The organism is Streptomyces sp. NPDC003379, assembly GCF_053589195.1.
The window spans coordinates 56,448-71,175 of record NZ_JBSFRK010000012.1; the positions used below are offsets into that span (position 1 = coordinate 56,448).

Consider the following 14,728-nt stretch of genomic DNA (forward strand, 5'->3'; position numbering starts at 1 on the left):
GGGGGCCGGGGCGTCAGCCGTCCCACAGAGCCCCGTGCCGCCGGTGCGCGTCCGTCAGCCCGTTGGTGAAGTACCTCTCGTAGTACTCGGTCTCGACATGGTGGACTTGGAGCCACACCCCCGGCACGTGGATCGCGTCCGTGTGCGCCGGGAAGCGGCGGTGCGTCCGCAGGATGTACGTACAGATGTCCCGCGCGCAGTCGACCACCCGCTCCTCGTACTCGCTCGCCTCCGCCAGGTACCGCTGCCCGTAGTCCTCCCGGTAGATGCGGGTGAAGACGTCCTTGTCGGCGTAGACGCCGCCGGCGCCGAACTTGGCGCGGATCACGGAGTCGACCGCCGCCGCCATCGTGCGGTGCGCGGGCGGGCACGCTGCCTCGATCAGCGGCTCGCCCCCGGGGGACGTGAGGCCCACGGGGTGCGAGCGGACGGCCGCGTACTTGGGGAGCGGGACGTGCCAGCGCCACAGGTCCGGCAGGCGCCAGCGCGGGGTGACGAAGGTGAAGCCGAGCATCTTGCCGTAGGTACGGGAGAACTTCGGGTCGCCGAGGGCGATCTGCGGATTGATGGAGGCGTGGATCCAGGCGCCGAGGCCCATCGCCTCGGCGGTGAGCATGAGGTTCTGCAGGAGCAGGTCCGCCTCGATCTGGGTGCGCAGCGGGCCGAGCGCGCCGAGCGGCAGCTTCAGGTCGCCGTTGAGGAAGCCGTTGCGGACCCACTTCCTGACGCCCGCCGGACGGTGGAAGTTGCGGTCGTCGACCAGGGTGGGGCGCGCGTCGTCGGGCTGTGTGAGCAGGTACATCAGGGCGTTGATGTACTGGTGGGAGAGGTCCACCACCGGGAACAGGACCGTCGTACCGGGAAGGTTGGACAGGAAGCGGTTCGAGTCCAGGTAGGCGGGGAAATCGCGCAGGTCGTCGGCGACGTCGAGGCGGTGGTCGAGGACGCGGACCTTCGCCTGCCGTGCCCGCTCCACCAGGCTCGTCGCGTCGAGGGGTTCGGAGGGTGCCGGGGGCAGTCTGCGCAGGAAGTACGTCCCGGAGTCGTTGATCAGGAAGAAGTGCGTGCCCTGCGCGTTGTCGGGGCTGCCCGCGGTGCGGCCGGCCATGGTCATGTTGGGCTTGGCCATGATCGGTTTGCCGTCGCGCGGGTCGTCGAAGGGGCGGTCCGGCATGGTCAGACCGGTGCAGCCCGTCAGCGCGATCAGGACCGCCTCCTCCAGCTCCGTCAGGGGGCGCGGCTCGTGCGGCGAGCGGTAGGTCATCGAGCCCGCCGGCACGGTGGCGCCGCGGCTCACCCGGTGGGTGCGGCGGCGCCAGACCGTTTCCAGGAGGGGCCGGGCGAACAGGTCGGCCAGCCCCTCGTGTCCGTCACCGTTCGCCACGCCCGCCGCCTTCGCCCATCGGCTGCACGTGCCGCCACGGCGCGAACGCGCTCGCGCCGCGCGGCAGCAGGCCCGCGAGTTCGGGGCAGTGGCGCAGCAGGACGGAGTTCATGCCGCCCTTCTGGACCCAGTCGATGCCGAGCGGGGTGTAGATCTCGGGGCGGAAGTCGACGGTCAGGAAGCGGTCGCTCTGGAGCCGTCGGGTGGCCATCAGGATGAAGACGCGGAACGCCGTGTCGCTGAAGCCGAAGCCGTGCGGCGGGTTCTCGGCGAGGAGGCCGACCACCGTGTCGATCTCGTCGACCGAGCGGTAGACGTCCTTGAGGCGGGCGACGGTCTCGGGGTCCTCGGAGAGATCCTCGAAGCGGCGTATGCGCTGCTTGTGCAGGCCTTCGCGGAAGTCGTTGTAGCGGGGCACGCCGCGCCTTCGGGTGCGGACCAGGTCGACGACGGACAGGTCGATGATCTCCCCGTCGCGCTCGAACTGCTGGAGTGCGCGCGGGAAGTTGTGGAGCGTGATCGCGCCGGGGTGGGCGATGCCGAAGGAGTAGAGCGTGTCGGCGAGGCCCGTCTTGCGGATGGCGCCCTCGGCGGCGCCGCCCTGGATGTCCCGGAAGCCGAGCGTCTCCAGGCGCTGCCCGAAGTGGTGCTCGCGCATCTCGAAGTCGTCGGGGATCAGCGGGTGCATGCGGTAGACGGTGACGAAGTCCTCCGTGAGGGAGTACGGCGCCGTGTGGTGGTCGGGCAGGGTCTTGGGGATGCCCGTCAGCGAGTGCGATTCGAGCAGCCACAGGCCGAGCTTCTGGAGCCACTTGTCGGGCGGGCCGTCCCAGTTGGTGTGCAGGCCGAGGTCGATGGCCTCGGTGGCGAGGATCGCCGGGGTCCACTCCACGGTGTGGATCTTGGCGATGAGGGCGGAGACGACGAGGCGCGCCGTGTGGTAAACGCTCTCCTGGCTCATCGACGGGTAGGTGTGCCGCAGCGCGTCGCAGACCGCGTTGTGCTCGCGGGCGAAGAGGGTGTGCATGGCGCTGAGGCCCGTCCACCAGCTCTCGGCGAAGCCGGTCAGCGGTACGCCGTTCGGGCCGAGCGGCAGGTGGCCGTCGTCCAAGCGGAGTTTGGCGCCGCCGTCCGGCTCGCGCAGGTACTTCGCCGTCTGTTCGTTCTCGCCGTACACCTCGGAGCCGTCCCACCAGTGGGAGGCGGTGTTGGCGAAGAGGATCGGCGGCCGCTCGCCGGGCACTTCGATGCCTTCGTTCTCGGCGAAGCGCATCACGCGCTCGGCGGGCCCGCCGGGCGTGTTCTGCCAGGTGCCGCCGGGCGGCAGCGGCACCTCGACGGCCTTGCCGCCCGGCTTGTGGCGCCGGTGGTTGACCCAGTCGTGGACCTGGAACTGGATCCAGGCGGCGGCCAGCACGTTCAGCGAGGTGGCGGGCAGGAACGTGTCGCGGTACAGGAGCTGCCGGCTGACCGTCACCGGGTTCGGTACGTCGAAGAGGTCGGGCCGGTAGACAGGCTTGAGGTTGCGTCCGAAGGGCGCGCCGACGGCGCCCATGGCGGGGCGGGAGAGGTCGTTGTACGACCCGTCGTAGGACCGGACGGTGCGCAGCCGCTCGTCGGGCGGGGCGGGCACCGGCATGGTCGTGGGCGGCGCCTCGTGCACGTCGGTGTCGATGAGGTTGAAGCGGCGCAGCGCCTTGCGGAGGAAGACGAGGTTGAGCAGGCTCGCGTCCAACGGCAGCTTGTGCCAGGGGACGTAGCGGTTCAGGCGCCGGAAGACGGCGTCGACCGGGGCGCCGAGCAGCCTGTTGCGCAGCGGCTCCTCGGTGATGAAGCGCAGCCCGTGGCGGTGTGCCGCGCTCGCCTCGTACGTGGCCTTGCGGGCCCGGTTGAGGTTGCCGAGGGGGCGGAAGTCGTCGGTGGTGAACCACGGGTTGAAGCCGATGGTCTCGACGCGCCGGCCCGCGGCGCGCGCCCCCGCGGTGTCGAGGTCCTGGCTCGGCACGGTGAGCGTGGCGACGGGCAGCGCGGGCGCGACGGACTCCGCCCACTCCACGGAGCCGTCCTCGACGGGCGTGCGCCGCTCGTCGACGTACCGCTGGACGCACAGGTCGAAGGTGATGTCCTGGCGGGCGAGGCGGGTCTCCAGGTCGCGGCGCAGGAACTGCGGGTCGCGGCGGCCCGGGTCGGACTTGACGGTGGGGCCGCGGCCGGAGGGACGCAGCAGATAGCGGACGGGGCCCGCGTCGGCCCACAGGATGGCGCTGCGGCTCCAGTACGTCTCGGCCGCGAGGCTGGTGACCGTGCGGCGGGCGGCCGACTGGACGTTGCGGCGCATACGGGCGGCCGTGGACGGGCCCACGGCGAGCGGGAGTTTCACGTACAGCCCGACGGCCTTGCGCGGACGGGTCGTGGCGCCCGCCATGGCCTTGGCGAAGGCCACGAACTCGCGGGCGTCACGGGCGTGCGACACCGGGTGGTTGGTGGCGAGCAGGTCGTGGCTCTCCTCGGCGGACACCGCCACGCGCACGGCGACGCCCCGCAGGTCGGGTGCCCCGTCGGCCTGCCGGAAGCCGCTGGCGTTGGAGAGCCGTACGGTCGCCGGGTACGCGGCGCCGGGCTGCGCGAAGCCGCCGCGCAGGGCGTCGGGGAGGTCGTCGTGGAAGCGCAGCCGGGCGTTCTCCACGCCGAGGGCGGGCTTGGCGTGCAGGGTGCGTTCCACGTCGCCGGACCGGCTCGCGCGCCGGTTCTTCTCCTGGACCCTCATCAGCTCGTGGGCCAGGCGCTCGAAGATCCGGCGTTCCGCTTCGGGAGTTCCTCCCATGTAGCGCTCGTAAGTCTGCTGGGACTGCTGGGGCTGCTGGTGCTGTCCGGTGTCGGCCATCGGGAGCCTCTTCCATCGCACGGCGTACGGCGTACGGGACTGCGTGAGGGAGGGGGGCAGGCAGACGCTACTGGCGGTGCCGGTCGGCCGCAGCGAGGGTTCCCGCCTATGTCCGCGGCACCCCTGGGGGCTCGAACAGGCGGCCGGTACAGGGCGTTTGGGCCCGTCGGCGGCCTCCCGGCGGCTCCGGCGGGCGGCCGCACGCCGCCCGAACACACCCCGTGTGAACCTCCGCTTCCCAGCAGTCCCATGCGCACGGGTGCGTGGGTGGCCGGGTCCCGACGGGTGCGTGCGTACGGGGTGTGCGCGTACGGGGGTACGCGTCAGCCGTGTGCGTCGGCTGTGCGTGTCGGCTGTGCGGTGTCCCGGCCTCAGTCGATGAACGTGCCGTCGACGTACACCCACGCCCCGTCGAGCCGCTCGAAGCGGCTGCGTTCGTGCAGCGCGTCGGGGCGGCCCCCGTCGGTGTACCGGGCGCGGAAGGTCACCGTGCCCGTGGTGTGGAACGCGGTGCCCTCGGTGGTGTCCTCGATCTCCAGGCCCACCCAGCGCAGCGCCGGGTCGAACTCCACGCGGGGCGGCCGGGTCCCCGGATGCCAGGTGCGCAGCAGATATGCCTCGTCCCGCACCGCGAAGGCGCAGTAGCGGGAGCGCATCAGCTCCTCGGGCGCGGTGGCCGCGGCCTCGCCCCGGTGCAGTCGGCCGCAGCACTTCTCGTACGGCTCGGGGCGCCCGCAGGGGCAGGACGTGGGGCGTGGCGTGGCGCGTCGGGACATGGCGTCCATTGTCGCCGACCCGCTGACCCGCCTGCGCGCCCGGCGTCAGGGCGCCAGGATGTCCAACTCCTCCAGCGCCCCCAGGGCGATCTCCCGCGTCAGCGCCTCCGCGCGGGCGGCGTCGCCCTCCCTGACGGCCTCCGCGACCTGGACGTGCAGGGAGACGGCGGGCGGGTCGGGGTCCTCGAACATCACCTGGTGTGCGGTACGCCCGGTCAGGACCTCGGCGACGACGTCGCCGAGCCGGGCGAACATCTCGTTGCCGCAGGAGTTGAGGATGGCCCGGTGGAAGGCGATGTCGTACTTCAGATAGCCCTCCAGCTGGTGGCCGCGCGAGTGGGCGACCATGCCGAGCGCGCACTCGGTCAGCTCGGCGCACTGCGCGGCCGTGGCGTGCCGGGCGGCGAGCCCGGCCGCGACCGGCTCGATCGCGGAGCGCAGCACGGTGAGGGAGCGCAGCTGCCGCGGCCGGTCGGCGCCGGCGAGCCGCCACCGGATGACCTGCGGGTCGTAGACGTTCCACTCCTCGGTGGGCAGCACGGTCACGCCCACGCGGCGCCGGGACGCGACGAGGTGCATGGACTCCAGGACCCGGACCGCCTCGCGCATCACGGAGCGGGAGACCTCGAAGCGCTGGGACAGCTCGTCCGTGCGCAGGACGCTGCCCGGCGGGTACTCGCCCGCGGTGATGGCGGGCCCGAGGCTTTCCAGTACGCGGGAGTGCAGCCCTCGGGCCTGTGCGGTCATGACGAAAGCGCCTGTGCGGTCATGACGAAAGCGTACGAGGAGAGCCGCGTGAAGAATAAGTCAGACTTTTATGTCACAGGCTCTTGAATTCGTCATACCTAATGGGTTTCAGTGACGTGAACGAACCGACCGACCGATGTCGATGAAGACAGCGAGGCAAGCGATGAGCACCCCCCACGTCGTGGTGATCATGGGCGTGGCAGGGACCGGCAAGACCACGATCGGCCCCCTGCTCGCGGACCGGCTCGGCGTCCCGTACGCCGAAGGCGACGACTTCCATCCGCCGGAGAACGTGCGGAAGATGTCGTCCGGCACCCCCCTCACCGACGACGACCGTTGGCCCTGGCTGGACTCCATCGGGGCCTGGGCGCAGGGGCGGGAGGGGCGCGGCGGGGTGGTCAGCGGCTCGGCGCTGAAGCGGAGTTACCGGGACCGGCTGCGGGCCGCGGCGCCCGGCGTCGTCTTCGTGCACCTCACCGGGGACCGGAAGCTCATCGAGGACAGGATGAGGGAGCGCAAGGGTCACTTCATGCCGACGGCGCTGCTTGACTCGCAGTTCGCCACGTTGCAGCCCCTCGGGGCGGACGAAGCGGGGGTCGACGTCGACGTCTCGGGTGCCCCCGAAGAGATCGCCGGCCGGGCCTTCGAGGCCCTGCGGAGCCTCGACTGAGCGCTGCGCCGGAAGGCCGCTTTCCGCACCTGCGGGCCGCATGTGGCTGGTCGCGCAGTTCCCCGCGCCCTGACGGGGCGCGCCCACACCCACGTCCAAGGAACCCACCGTGACCCATCTCAGCGTCGAGATGCTGGCAGCGGACCCCGTCGAGGCGATCACCTCGGCGGGCCATGCCCAGCTGGGGATCGCCGTCCTCGCGGGCATCGCCGTCATCGTCCTGCTCATCACCAAGTTCAAGCTGCACGCGTTCCTCGCGCTGACCGTCGGGTCGCTCGCGCTCGGGGCCTTCGCCGGCGCCCCGCTCGACAAGGCCATCACCAGTTTCACCAACGGCCTCGGCTCGACCGTCGCGGGTGTGGGGGTGCTCATCGCGCTCGGCGCGATCCTCGGCAAGCTGCTCGCCGACTCCGGGGGCGCCGACCAGATCGTCGACACGATCCTGGCCAAGGCGGGAGGGCGCGCGATGCCGTGGGCGATGGTCCTCATCGCCTCCGTCATCGGTCTGCCGCTCTTCTTCGAGGTCGGCATCGTGCTGCTGATCCCGGTCGTCCTGATGGTCGCCAAGCGCGGCAACTACTCGCTGATGCGGATCGGCATCCCGGCCCTCGCCGGCCTCTCCGTGATGCACGGGCTCATCCCGCCGCACCCCGGCCCGCTCGTCGCCATCGACGCGGTCAAAGCCAACCTCGGCGTCACGCTCGCGCTCGGCGTCCTCGTCGCGATCCCTACGGTGATCATCGCGGGGCCGCTGTTCTCGAAGGTCGCGGCGCGCTGGGTGGACGTCCCCGCCCCCGAGAAGATGATCCCGCAGCGCCCCTCGGAGGACCTTCAGAGGCGTCCCGGCTTCGGCGCCACGGTCGCCACCGTACTGCTGCCCGTCGTACTGATGCTGGCCAAGGCGCTGGTGGACATCGTGGTCGACGACCCCGGGACCACCGTGCAGCGGGTCTTCGACGTCATCGGCTCGCCGCTGGTCGCGCTCCTCGCCGCGGTGATCGTCGGGATGTTCACGCTTGGCCGTGCGGCCGGGTTCACCAAGGACCGCCTGTCGACGACCGTCGAGAAGTCGCTCGCCCCGATCGCGGGCGTGCTGATGATCGTGGGCGCGGGCGGCGGCTTCAAGCAGACGCTCATCGATGTCGGCGTGGGCCAGATGATCCTGGACTTCTCCAAGGACTGGTCGATCCCCGCGCTGCTGCTCGCCTGGCTGATCGCGGTGGCCATCCGGCTCGCGACGGGCTCGGCGACGGTCGCGACGATCTCGGCGGCGGGCCTGGTGGCACCGTTGGCGGCGGACATGTCGACCTCGCATACCGCGCTGCTGGTGTTGGCCATCGGGGCGGGGTCGCTGTTCTTCTCGCATGTGAATGATGCGGGGTTCTGGCTGGTCAAGGAGTATTTCGGACTGGACGTCGGTCAGACGATCAAGACCTGGTCGGTCATGGAGACGATCATCTCCGTGGTCGCGGGGGGCCTGGTTCTGCTGCTGTCCCTCATCATCTAGCGGCCTGCGGTCGACACCGCCTCGGGGCTCCGGCCCGTGGCCGCGCTGCTGATGCCGGCGCGGCCACGGACGTTTGAGCCCGTCCGGCGATCGAGGACGAACTCGGCGGAGCCGGTGATCCGACCGAGCCAAGAGCAGCCCCCCTCCGTCACGCCTCCGGCGAGGAAGACGCCTTCTCAAGCTGGAAAGCCTCGTTCCCGAGGCCGATCCGCGCATGCGCCGCCGGGTTCCGTGAGCGCAGAATCGCGCCGTAGGCGACGCCGATGGCCGCCGCCAGGAAGATGATGCCGGGCAGCAGCCAGCTGAGTGCCGACCCCGGGCCCGCGCTCACCAGGACGTCGAAGTCCTTGACGGTGTAGCCCGCGATGACGAGCAGACCGACCGTCGCGAGCGCGGACGCGGCGATCCGCCAGGCCTGGGCGCGGGCGGCGCCCCTGCGGGCGAAGAAGACGATGACGGCGACGGACGCGGTGGCCATCAGCAGGATCACGCCGAGCGCCCCGATGTTGCCGCCCCAGGTGAACAGGTGCAGCACGGGCGCGGTCGGGTCGCCCGCCTTGCCGTCGTCGGCGACGGCGAAGCCCACGACGACCACGACGGAGACGACGGTCTGGAGCAGCGAGCCGGTGCCGGGCGCGCCGGTGGAGGTGTTGGTGCGGCCGAACGCGGCGGGCAGCAGCCTCTCGCGGCCCATCGCGAAGGCGTAGCGCGCGACCACGTTGTGGAAGCTGAGGATCGCGGCGAACATGCCGGTCACGAACAGGACGTGCAGGACGTCGGTGAAGGTGCCGCCGAGCCGGGACTCGGTGAGGCTGAAGAGCAGTCCGGCGCTCTGTTCCTGTGCGGCGGGGACGATGCCTGAGGGGCCCGCGGCGACCGTCAGCGCCCAGGAGCTGAGCGCGAAGAAGACGGCGACGAAGCCGACGGCGAAGAACATCACGCGGGCGACGACGACCTGCGGTCGGCTGGTCTCCTCGGCGTACACGGGGGCCTGCTCGAAGCCGGTGAAGGCGGCGATGCAGAAGCACAGGGACGTGGCGACGCCCGCGCCGGTGAGCGTGTCCGGGTTGAACGCGTGCAGGGACAGGCCCTCCTTGGCCGGGTCCGCGATGGCCGCGATGTCGAAGATGACGACGAGCGCCACCTCGATGAGCAGCAGCACACCGAGCACGCGCGCGTTCAGGTCGATCTTCAGCCAGGCGAGGACGGCGACGACGGCGACGGTGACCAGCGCCGGGATCCACCAGGCGACCTCGATCTCGAAGTACGTCTGGAGCAGCCCGGACACCTCGAAGCCGAGCAGGCCGTACAGGCCCGCCTGGAGGGCGCTGTAGGCGACGAGCGCCACCAGCGCGGCGCCCGCGCCCGCGGTGCCGCCGAGACCGCGGGATATGTACGCGTAGAAGGCACCGGCGTTGTGGACGTGCCGGCTCATCTCGGCGTACCCGAGGCTGAAGAGCGCGAGGACGACGCCGAGGATGAGGAAGAGCAGGGGCTGCCCGACGATGCCCATCACGCCGTACGTGGTGGGCATGACGCCGGCGACGACCATCAGCGGCCCGGTCGCGGCGAGCACGGAGAGCAGCAGGCCCGCCGTGCCGAGCCGGCCGGCGCGCAGCGCGCGTTCCTGGCCCTTGTACGTACTGATCTTGCTGTCGCCCGTCTGTTCGCCGACGGATCTGGTCCCGCTCGTGCTCGAACTGCCCGTCGCCATGGCGCGGTTGTCCTTTCAGGGAGTACGGATGTTCAGGCCGATCCGAGCGCGGTGGCGCGCGCGGCGGTGAACGCTTTGTACGGGTCCCGGTCCGGGTACGACCAGGGGGCCGGGGTCGCGTGCCGTCCGATGCGGTGGAAGAGCGCGGCGGCCTCGGCCGCCCTGCCCTCGCAGGACTTCGCGTGGGCGAGGAAGTTGAGGTCGATGTGGCAGCGCGGGTGGGCCGGCTCGTCGGGCGTCTCCCACTCCAGCCACCAGTCGAAGGCGGCCTTCATGACGCCGCGGGCGCGGCGCCCGGTCCAGTGCCCGGAGGCGATCGGGTCGGCCGGTTCCATGCCGGCGGTGGCGAGGACGCGGTAGCGCTCGGCGTGCGCGACGACGGGCAGGACGGCCAACGGCGAGTCGGCGGGTGCCTGTTCGGCCGCCCAGGAGGCGAAGTCGTAGACCTCATGCAGCGGGTCCTGGCCCGCGCCGGGGCGCCGCTCGGCGAGCCGGGCGACCATCAGGTGGTGGGCGTGGTGGTGCTCGGGGTGGCGGTGGCGGACCTCGTCGAAGAGGCGTACGACGTCCTCCTCGGGGCCCAGTGAGCGTTCGAGCAGGAGCAGCGCGAGCCAGGGCGTCGGGTCCGCGGGGACACGGGTGGCCGCCTCGCGGCACAGGGCGCGCACCTTGTCCGAGCGTTCCTTGCCGCGCAGCGCCTTGTGCACGGCGGCGAAGGCGAGCAGCACCTCGGCGTCGTAGCTCTCCGGTTCCACGAGCCGCCAGTCGCGGGCCCAGGCGGTGGTGGTCGGTTCCTGCCCGAGGACGTCGAAGCGGTGCCCCCTGCGGTCCCAGTCGTCGCCCGTGGCGGTGAGCAGCGCACGGACCTCGATCCAGCGGCCCTGGCCCAACGCGGTGCGGGCGTCGACGAGTTCGGCGTCGTCGAGTGCGGCGTCGAAGGCGTGCGCCGCGGCCCTTTTGCGGGAACGGCCCAGTGGAGGCGGGGGTGGTGACACCGCGGGACTTCCTCCCCGGCGCGGCTCGCGTACGGATGATCACGCACAGCAAAGCGGTAGATACTGGTCCGCGTCAAGGCCAGCCTAACCTTCGTTGTTCACCAACTCGTTTCCTAATCCGCGCACTTCGCCCGCGACCTGGACCAACCCTCTTTGGCAAAGAACTGCTCAACTCACCTCGCGGGCCGCCGCACGGCCCGCCGTACGGCCCGAGAAGAGACAGCCGCCGAGGAAGGTGCCTTCGAGCGAGCGGTAGCCGTGCACTCCCCCACCGCCGAATCCGGCGGCCTCCCCGGCCGCGTACACGCCGGGAAGCGGTTCGCCGCCCTCGGTCAGGACGCGCGAGGAGAGGTCGGTCTCCAGGCCGCCGAGCGTCTTGCGCGTGAGGATGTTGAGGCGTACGGCGATGAGGGGGCCCGCCTTGGGGTCCAGGACCCGGTGCGGGGCCGCTGCCCTGATGAGGCGGTCGCCGAGGAACTTGCGGGCGCCCCGGATGGCGGTCACCTGGAGGTCCTTGGTGAAGGGGTTGGCGATCTCGCGGTCGCGGGCGATGAGGGTACGGCGCAGCGCGGCCTCGTCGATGAGGGGCTCCTTGGTGAGCGCGTTCATGCCGCGCACCAGCGCGCCGAGCTCCCTCTCCACCACGAAGTCCACGCCGTGGTCCATGAACGCCTTGACGGGGCCCGGCACTTCGGACCGCGCCCGGTCGATGACGCCGCGCACCGACTTGCCGGTCAGATCGGGGTTCTGCTCGGAGCCGCTGAGCGTGAACTCCTTGCCGATGATGCGCTGGTTGAGGACGAACCAGGTGTAGTCGTACCCGGTGCTCATGATGTGGTGCAGCGTGCCGAGGGTGTCGAAGCCGGGGAAGAGCGGCACGGGCAGGCGGTCGCCGCGGGCGTCCAGCCACAGGGATGAGGGGCCGGGCAGGATGCGGATGCCGTGCCGGTCCCAGATGGGGTTCCAGTTCTCGATGCCCTCGGTGTAGTGCCACATGCGGTCGCGGTTGATGAGGTGCGCCCCGGCGTCCTCGGCGATGCCGAGCATCTTGCCGTCCACGTGCGCGGGCACCCCGGAGATCATCTTCTCGGGCGGGGTGCCGAGCCGCTCCGGCCAGTTGGCGCGTACGAGGTCGTGGTTGCCGCCGATGCCGCCCGAGGTGACGATCACCGCCTGGGCCCTGAACTCGAAGGTCCCGGCGACCTCGCGGCCGCTGGCCCTGCCCCGCTCGGTGTCCGAGGGCTCAAGGACCTCGCCGCTGACGGTGTCGACGGTGCCCGCGCTGCGCGAGAGCCCGGTGACGCGGTGGCGGAACCTCAGCTGGACGAGGCCGCGCGCGACCCCGGCGCGCACTCGCCGCACGAACGGCGCGAGCAGCCCCGGGCCCGTCCCCCAGGTGATGTGGAAGCGCGGCACGGAGTTCCCGTGGCCCTGCGCGTCGTAGCCGCCGCGCTCGGCCCAGCCGACGACCGGGAAGAACCGCACGCCCTGCCCGTGCAGCCAGGACCGCTTCTCACCGGCCGCGAAGTCGACGTACGCCTCGGCCCACTCGCGCGGCCAGTGGTCCTCGGGACGGTCGAAGGCCGCCGTCCCCATCCAGTCCTGGAGGGCCAGCGCGTGGGAGTCCTTGATCCGCATCCGCCGCTGCTCGGGCGAGTCCACGAAGAAGAGCCCGCCGAAGGACCAGTGCGCCTGACCGCCGATGGACTGCTCGGGCTCCTGGTCGACGAGGATGACCCGGCGTCCCGCGTCGACGAGTTCCGCGGTGGCCGCGAGCCCGGCGAGTCCCGCCCCGATCACGATCACATCTGCGTCGTACGCCATAAGGGGTCGTCCTCCTCGACAGGGCCCGCGAAGTTACCGGTGGGTCAGATCCTGGATAGCGGAGTGCCGCACGTCAACCGGCCGAGCGGGGGAGATTGCCCGACGGGCATGGCCCCTCGCTTTTAATAATGGCCAGCATTACAGTGTGCCCATGGCCAGGACATCAGGTCCCGAGACCCGGGAGAAGCTCCTCCGCGCCGCCGAGGAGGTCTTCGCCGCGCAGGGCGTCGACGGCGCCCAACTGCGGGACATCGTCCGGCTCGCGGGGCAGAGCAACCCCTCCGCCGTGCAGTACCACTTCGGCTCGCGCGGCGGCCTCCTCGACGCCGTGATGGCGGCGCGCCAGGAGCGCACGGAGCGGGTGCTCGCCACCGAACTGGAGCGTGCCGAACTGGAGCGTGCCGAGCTGAAGCGTGCCGAACTGAAGCGTGCCGAACTGGAGCGCGCCGGGCTGAAGCGCGCCGCGGACACCGCGGCGGACCTGCGCGCGCTGCTCACCGCCCTGGTCACCGCCGAGGCCACCGAGCTGCGCACCGAACGCGGCCGCCGCTGCCTGCGGATCTCCGCGCAGCTGAGCCACGAGAGCGGTGTGCGCGGCCGTTCCCCGCACCCGACCATCGACGGCACCGTCTACTGGGAGCTGATCGGGAGGCTGGAGGACCGCCTCGCCGCCGGTCTGCCGGAGCCGGTCCGTCTGGAACGGCTCGACCTCGCCCTGACGATGATCGGCGCCGCGATGGGCGACCGCGCCCGCCAATACCTGGCCGGTACCACCCCCCTGACCGGCGAGGACCTCTTCCTCGCCGACCTCGTCGAGACCACCGCGGCGCTGCTGCGGGCCCCGCTTCCCCCTCTTGCCCTTGCTCCCGCCCCTGGAGAGACGACATGACCGAGCACGACCTCACCGGCAGGACCATCGTCATCACCGGCGCCGCCCGCGGCCTCGGTGCCGAGGCCGCCCGCCAGGCGGTCGCCGCCGGGGCGAACGTCGTCCTGACCGACGTGCTCGACGAGGAGGGCGCAGCCACCGCCGCCGGGCTGGGCGAGCGCGCCCGCTTCGCGCACCACGACGTGACGTCCGAGGAGGACTGGCGGCGCGTCGCCGAGCTGGCGGTCGCCGAGTTCGGCGGCATCCACGGCCTGGTGAACAACGCCGGGATATCGGCCGGCCAGTTCCTGGAGTCGGAGTCCGTCGAGCACTTCCGCAAGGTCGTCGACATCAACCTCACCGGCGTCTTCATCGGCATGAAGACCGTGGTCCCCGCCATGAAGGAGGCCGGCGGCGGCTCGATCGTCAACATCTCCTCGGCGGCGGGCCTGATGGGCCTCGCGCTCACCGCCGGGTACGGCGCCTCCAAGTGGGGCGTGCGCGGCCTCACGAAGATCGGCGCGGTGGAGCTGGGCACCGCCCGCATCCGCGTCAACTCCGTCCACCCCGGCATGACGTACACCCCCATGACCGCCGAGGTCGGCATCGAGAGGGGCGAGGGCGGGTACCCCAACACCCCGATGGGCCGGGTCGGCGAGCCGCACGAGATCGCGGCCGCCATGGTCTTCCTGCTCTCGGACGCCGCGTCGTACGTGACGGGCGCGGAGCTCGCCGTCGACGGCGGCTGGACGGCGGGGCCCACCGTGAAGTACGTCATGGGCCAGTGATCACCATGGGGTTGGATGGGCGGCATGACTGATGCCGCCGTCGGACGAGCCGACCCCCGCGAAGAGATCCTGACCGTCGTCGACGAGAACGACGAGGTCGTCGGCGCGGCCCCGCGCGGTGAGGTGTACGCGCGCGGCCTGCGCCACCGCTGTGTGTTCATCCAGGCGCGCGACGCCGAGGGCCGCGTCTTCGTGCACCGCCGCACCCCGGTCAAGCTGGTCTTTCCTTCCCTGTACGACATGTTCGTGGGCGGTGTGGTCGGGGCGGACGAGTCGTACGACGACGCGGCGCTGCGCGAGGCGGAGGAAGAGCTGGGTGTACGGGGGCTCCCGCGCCCCACACCGCTCTTCAAGTTCCTCTACGACGACGGCGCCGGGCACTCCTGGTGGTCGTACCTCTACGAAGTGCGCTGCGAGCTGCCGGTGAATCCGCAGGCCGAAGAGGTCGCCTGGCACTCCTTCCTCACCGACGACGAGCTGGAGCGCAAGCTCGGCGTGTGGGAGTGGGTGCCGGACGGGCTCGATGCCTACCACCGTCTGAGGGCCTTCCGCGCGAGCTGATCACCACGGC

General features: G+C 71.5%; 12 protein-coding genes. 5 read left to right on the forward strand and 7 right to left on the reverse strand.

From position 1 onward, the window contains the following. Nucleotides 1-13: 13 nt before the first annotated feature. The 4 genes from ACWDVB_RS13645 to ACWDVB_RS13660 form a co-directional block, all read right to left on the reverse strand. Nucleotides 14-1,384, reverse strand: coding sequence for a hypothetical protein (locus tag ACWDVB_RS13645; RefSeq protein ID WP_451516791.1), 1,371 nt, complete (start codon nt 1,382-1,384; stop codon nt 14-16). After that, nucleotides 1,371-4,268: a peroxidase family protein gene (locus ACWDVB_RS13650; RefSeq protein WP_451516790.1), complete on the reverse strand. Its 2,898-nt coding sequence runs from the start codon at nt 4,266-4,268 to the stop codon at nt 1,371-1,373. Before ACWDVB_RS13650 ends, ACWDVB_RS13645 begins: the two co-directional genes overlap by 14 nt. A 371-nt stretch (nt 4,269-4,639) precedes the next feature. Beyond that, nucleotides 4,640-5,053: a YchJ family protein gene (locus tag ACWDVB_RS13655; protein WP_451516789.1), complete on the reverse strand. Its 414-nt coding sequence runs from the start codon at nt 5,051-5,053 to the stop codon at nt 4,640-4,642. Nucleotides 5,054-5,089: 36 nt separating this feature from the next. Next, nucleotides 5,090-5,791, reverse strand: coding sequence for a FadR/GntR family transcriptional regulator (locus tag ACWDVB_RS13660; protein ID WP_451516788.1), 702 nt, complete (start codon nt 5,789-5,791; stop codon nt 5,090-5,092). A 163-nt stretch (nt 5,792-5,954) separates the two neighbouring features. Here ACWDVB_RS13660 and ACWDVB_RS13665 point away from each other — a divergent pair, with 163 nt between their 5' ends. Beyond that, complete coding sequence (locus tag ACWDVB_RS13665) at nt 5,955-6,461, forward strand: gluconokinase (protein ID WP_451516787.1); 507 nt, start codon at nt 5,955-5,957, stop codon at nt 6,459-6,461. 109 nt (nt 6,462-6,570) lie between these two features. Continuing rightward, on the forward strand, nt 6,571-7,968 hold the full coding sequence (locus tag ACWDVB_RS13670) for a GntT/GntP/DsdX family permease (RefSeq protein WP_451516786.1): 1,398 nt from the start codon (nt 6,571-6,573) through the stop codon (nt 7,966-7,968). A 148-nt stretch (nt 7,969-8,116) separates the two neighbouring features. On the opposite strand, the gene ACWDVB_RS13675 is transcribed toward ACWDVB_RS13670, so the two are convergent. The 3 genes from ACWDVB_RS13675 to ACWDVB_RS13685 form a co-directional block, all read right to left on the reverse strand. Beyond that, nucleotides 8,117-9,682, reverse strand: coding sequence for an APC family permease (locus tag ACWDVB_RS13675; protein ID WP_451516785.1), 1,566 nt, complete (start codon nt 9,680-9,682; stop codon nt 8,117-8,119). Nucleotides 9,683-9,714: 32 nt separating this feature from the next. Continuing rightward, nucleotides 9,715-10,677 (reverse strand): hypothetical protein, encoded by a 963-nt coding sequence (locus ACWDVB_RS13680; RefSeq protein WP_451516784.1) that lies wholly within the window; start codon nt 10,675-10,677, stop codon nt 9,715-9,717. Nucleotides 10,678-10,845: 168 nt separating this feature from the next. Then, the gene (locus ACWDVB_RS13685) at nt 10,846-12,501 is read right to left on the reverse strand and encodes an FAD-binding dehydrogenase (RefSeq protein WP_451516783.1); all 1,656 of its coding nucleotides are present in this window, start codon (nt 12,499-12,501) and stop codon (nt 10,846-10,848) included. Nucleotides 12,502-12,652: 151 nt separating this feature from the next. Between ACWDVB_RS13685 and ACWDVB_RS13690 the strand changes: the two genes are divergently transcribed. Genes ACWDVB_RS13690 through ACWDVB_RS13700 form a run of 3 tightly spaced genes read left to right on the forward strand, consistent with a single transcriptional unit; the run spans nt 12,653 to nt 14,718 of the window. Beyond that, nucleotides 12,653-13,390 carry a TetR family transcriptional regulator gene (locus ACWDVB_RS13690; RefSeq protein WP_451516782.1) on the forward strand — a complete coding sequence of 246 codons (738 nt, stop codon included), beginning with the start codon at nt 12,653-12,655 and terminating at the stop codon, nt 13,388-13,390. Next, nucleotides 13,387-14,157, forward strand: coding sequence for a glucose 1-dehydrogenase (locus ACWDVB_RS13695; protein WP_451516781.1), 771 nt, complete (start codon nt 13,387-13,389; stop codon nt 14,155-14,157). The genes ACWDVB_RS13690 and ACWDVB_RS13695 overlap by 4 nt, the downstream gene beginning before the upstream one ends. Nucleotides 14,158-14,181: 24 nt before the next feature. After that, nucleotides 14,182-14,718, forward strand: a complete 537-nt coding sequence (locus tag ACWDVB_RS13700) for an NUDIX hydrolase (RefSeq protein WP_451516780.1) — start codon at nt 14,182-14,184, stop codon at nt 14,716-14,718. The last annotated feature ends 10 nt before the right edge of the window (nt 14,719-14,728 follow it).

Excerpts from the sequence above, each read along its gene's own strand:
- ACWDVB_RS13650 (WP_451516790.1), bottom strand. The coding sequence starts at position 4,268 with ATGGCCGACACCGGACAGCACCAGCAGCCCCAGCAGTCCCAGCAGACT.
- ACWDVB_RS13655 (WP_451516789.1), bottom strand. The coding sequence starts at position 5,053 with ATGGACGCCATGTCCCGACGCGCCACGCCACGCCCCACGTCCTGCCCC.
- ACWDVB_RS13660 (WP_451516788.1), bottom strand. The coding sequence starts at position 5,791 with ATGACCGCACAGGCCCGAGGGCTGCACTCCCGCGTACTGGAAAGCCTC.
- ACWDVB_RS13665 (WP_451516787.1), top strand. The coding sequence starts at position 5,955 with ATGAGCACCCCCCACGTCGTGGTGATCATGGGCGTGGCAGGGACCGGC.
- ACWDVB_RS13675 (WP_451516785.1), bottom strand. The coding sequence starts at position 9,682 with ATGGCGACGGGCAGTTCGAGCACGAGCGGGACCAGATCCGTCGGCGAA.
- ACWDVB_RS13685 (WP_451516783.1), bottom strand. The coding sequence starts at position 12,501 with ATGGCGTACGACGCAGATGTGATCGTGATCGGGGCGGGACTCGCCGGG.
- ACWDVB_RS13690 (WP_451516782.1), top strand. The coding sequence starts at position 12,653 with ATGGCCAGGACATCAGGTCCCGAGACCCGGGAGAAGCTCCTCCGCGCC.
- ACWDVB_RS13695 (WP_451516781.1), top strand. The coding sequence starts at position 13,387 with ATGACCGAGCACGACCTCACCGGCAGGACCATCGTCATCACCGGCGCC.
- ACWDVB_RS13700 (WP_451516780.1), top strand. The coding sequence starts at position 14,182 with ATGACTGATGCCGCCGTCGGACGAGCCGACCCCCGCGAAGAGATCCTG.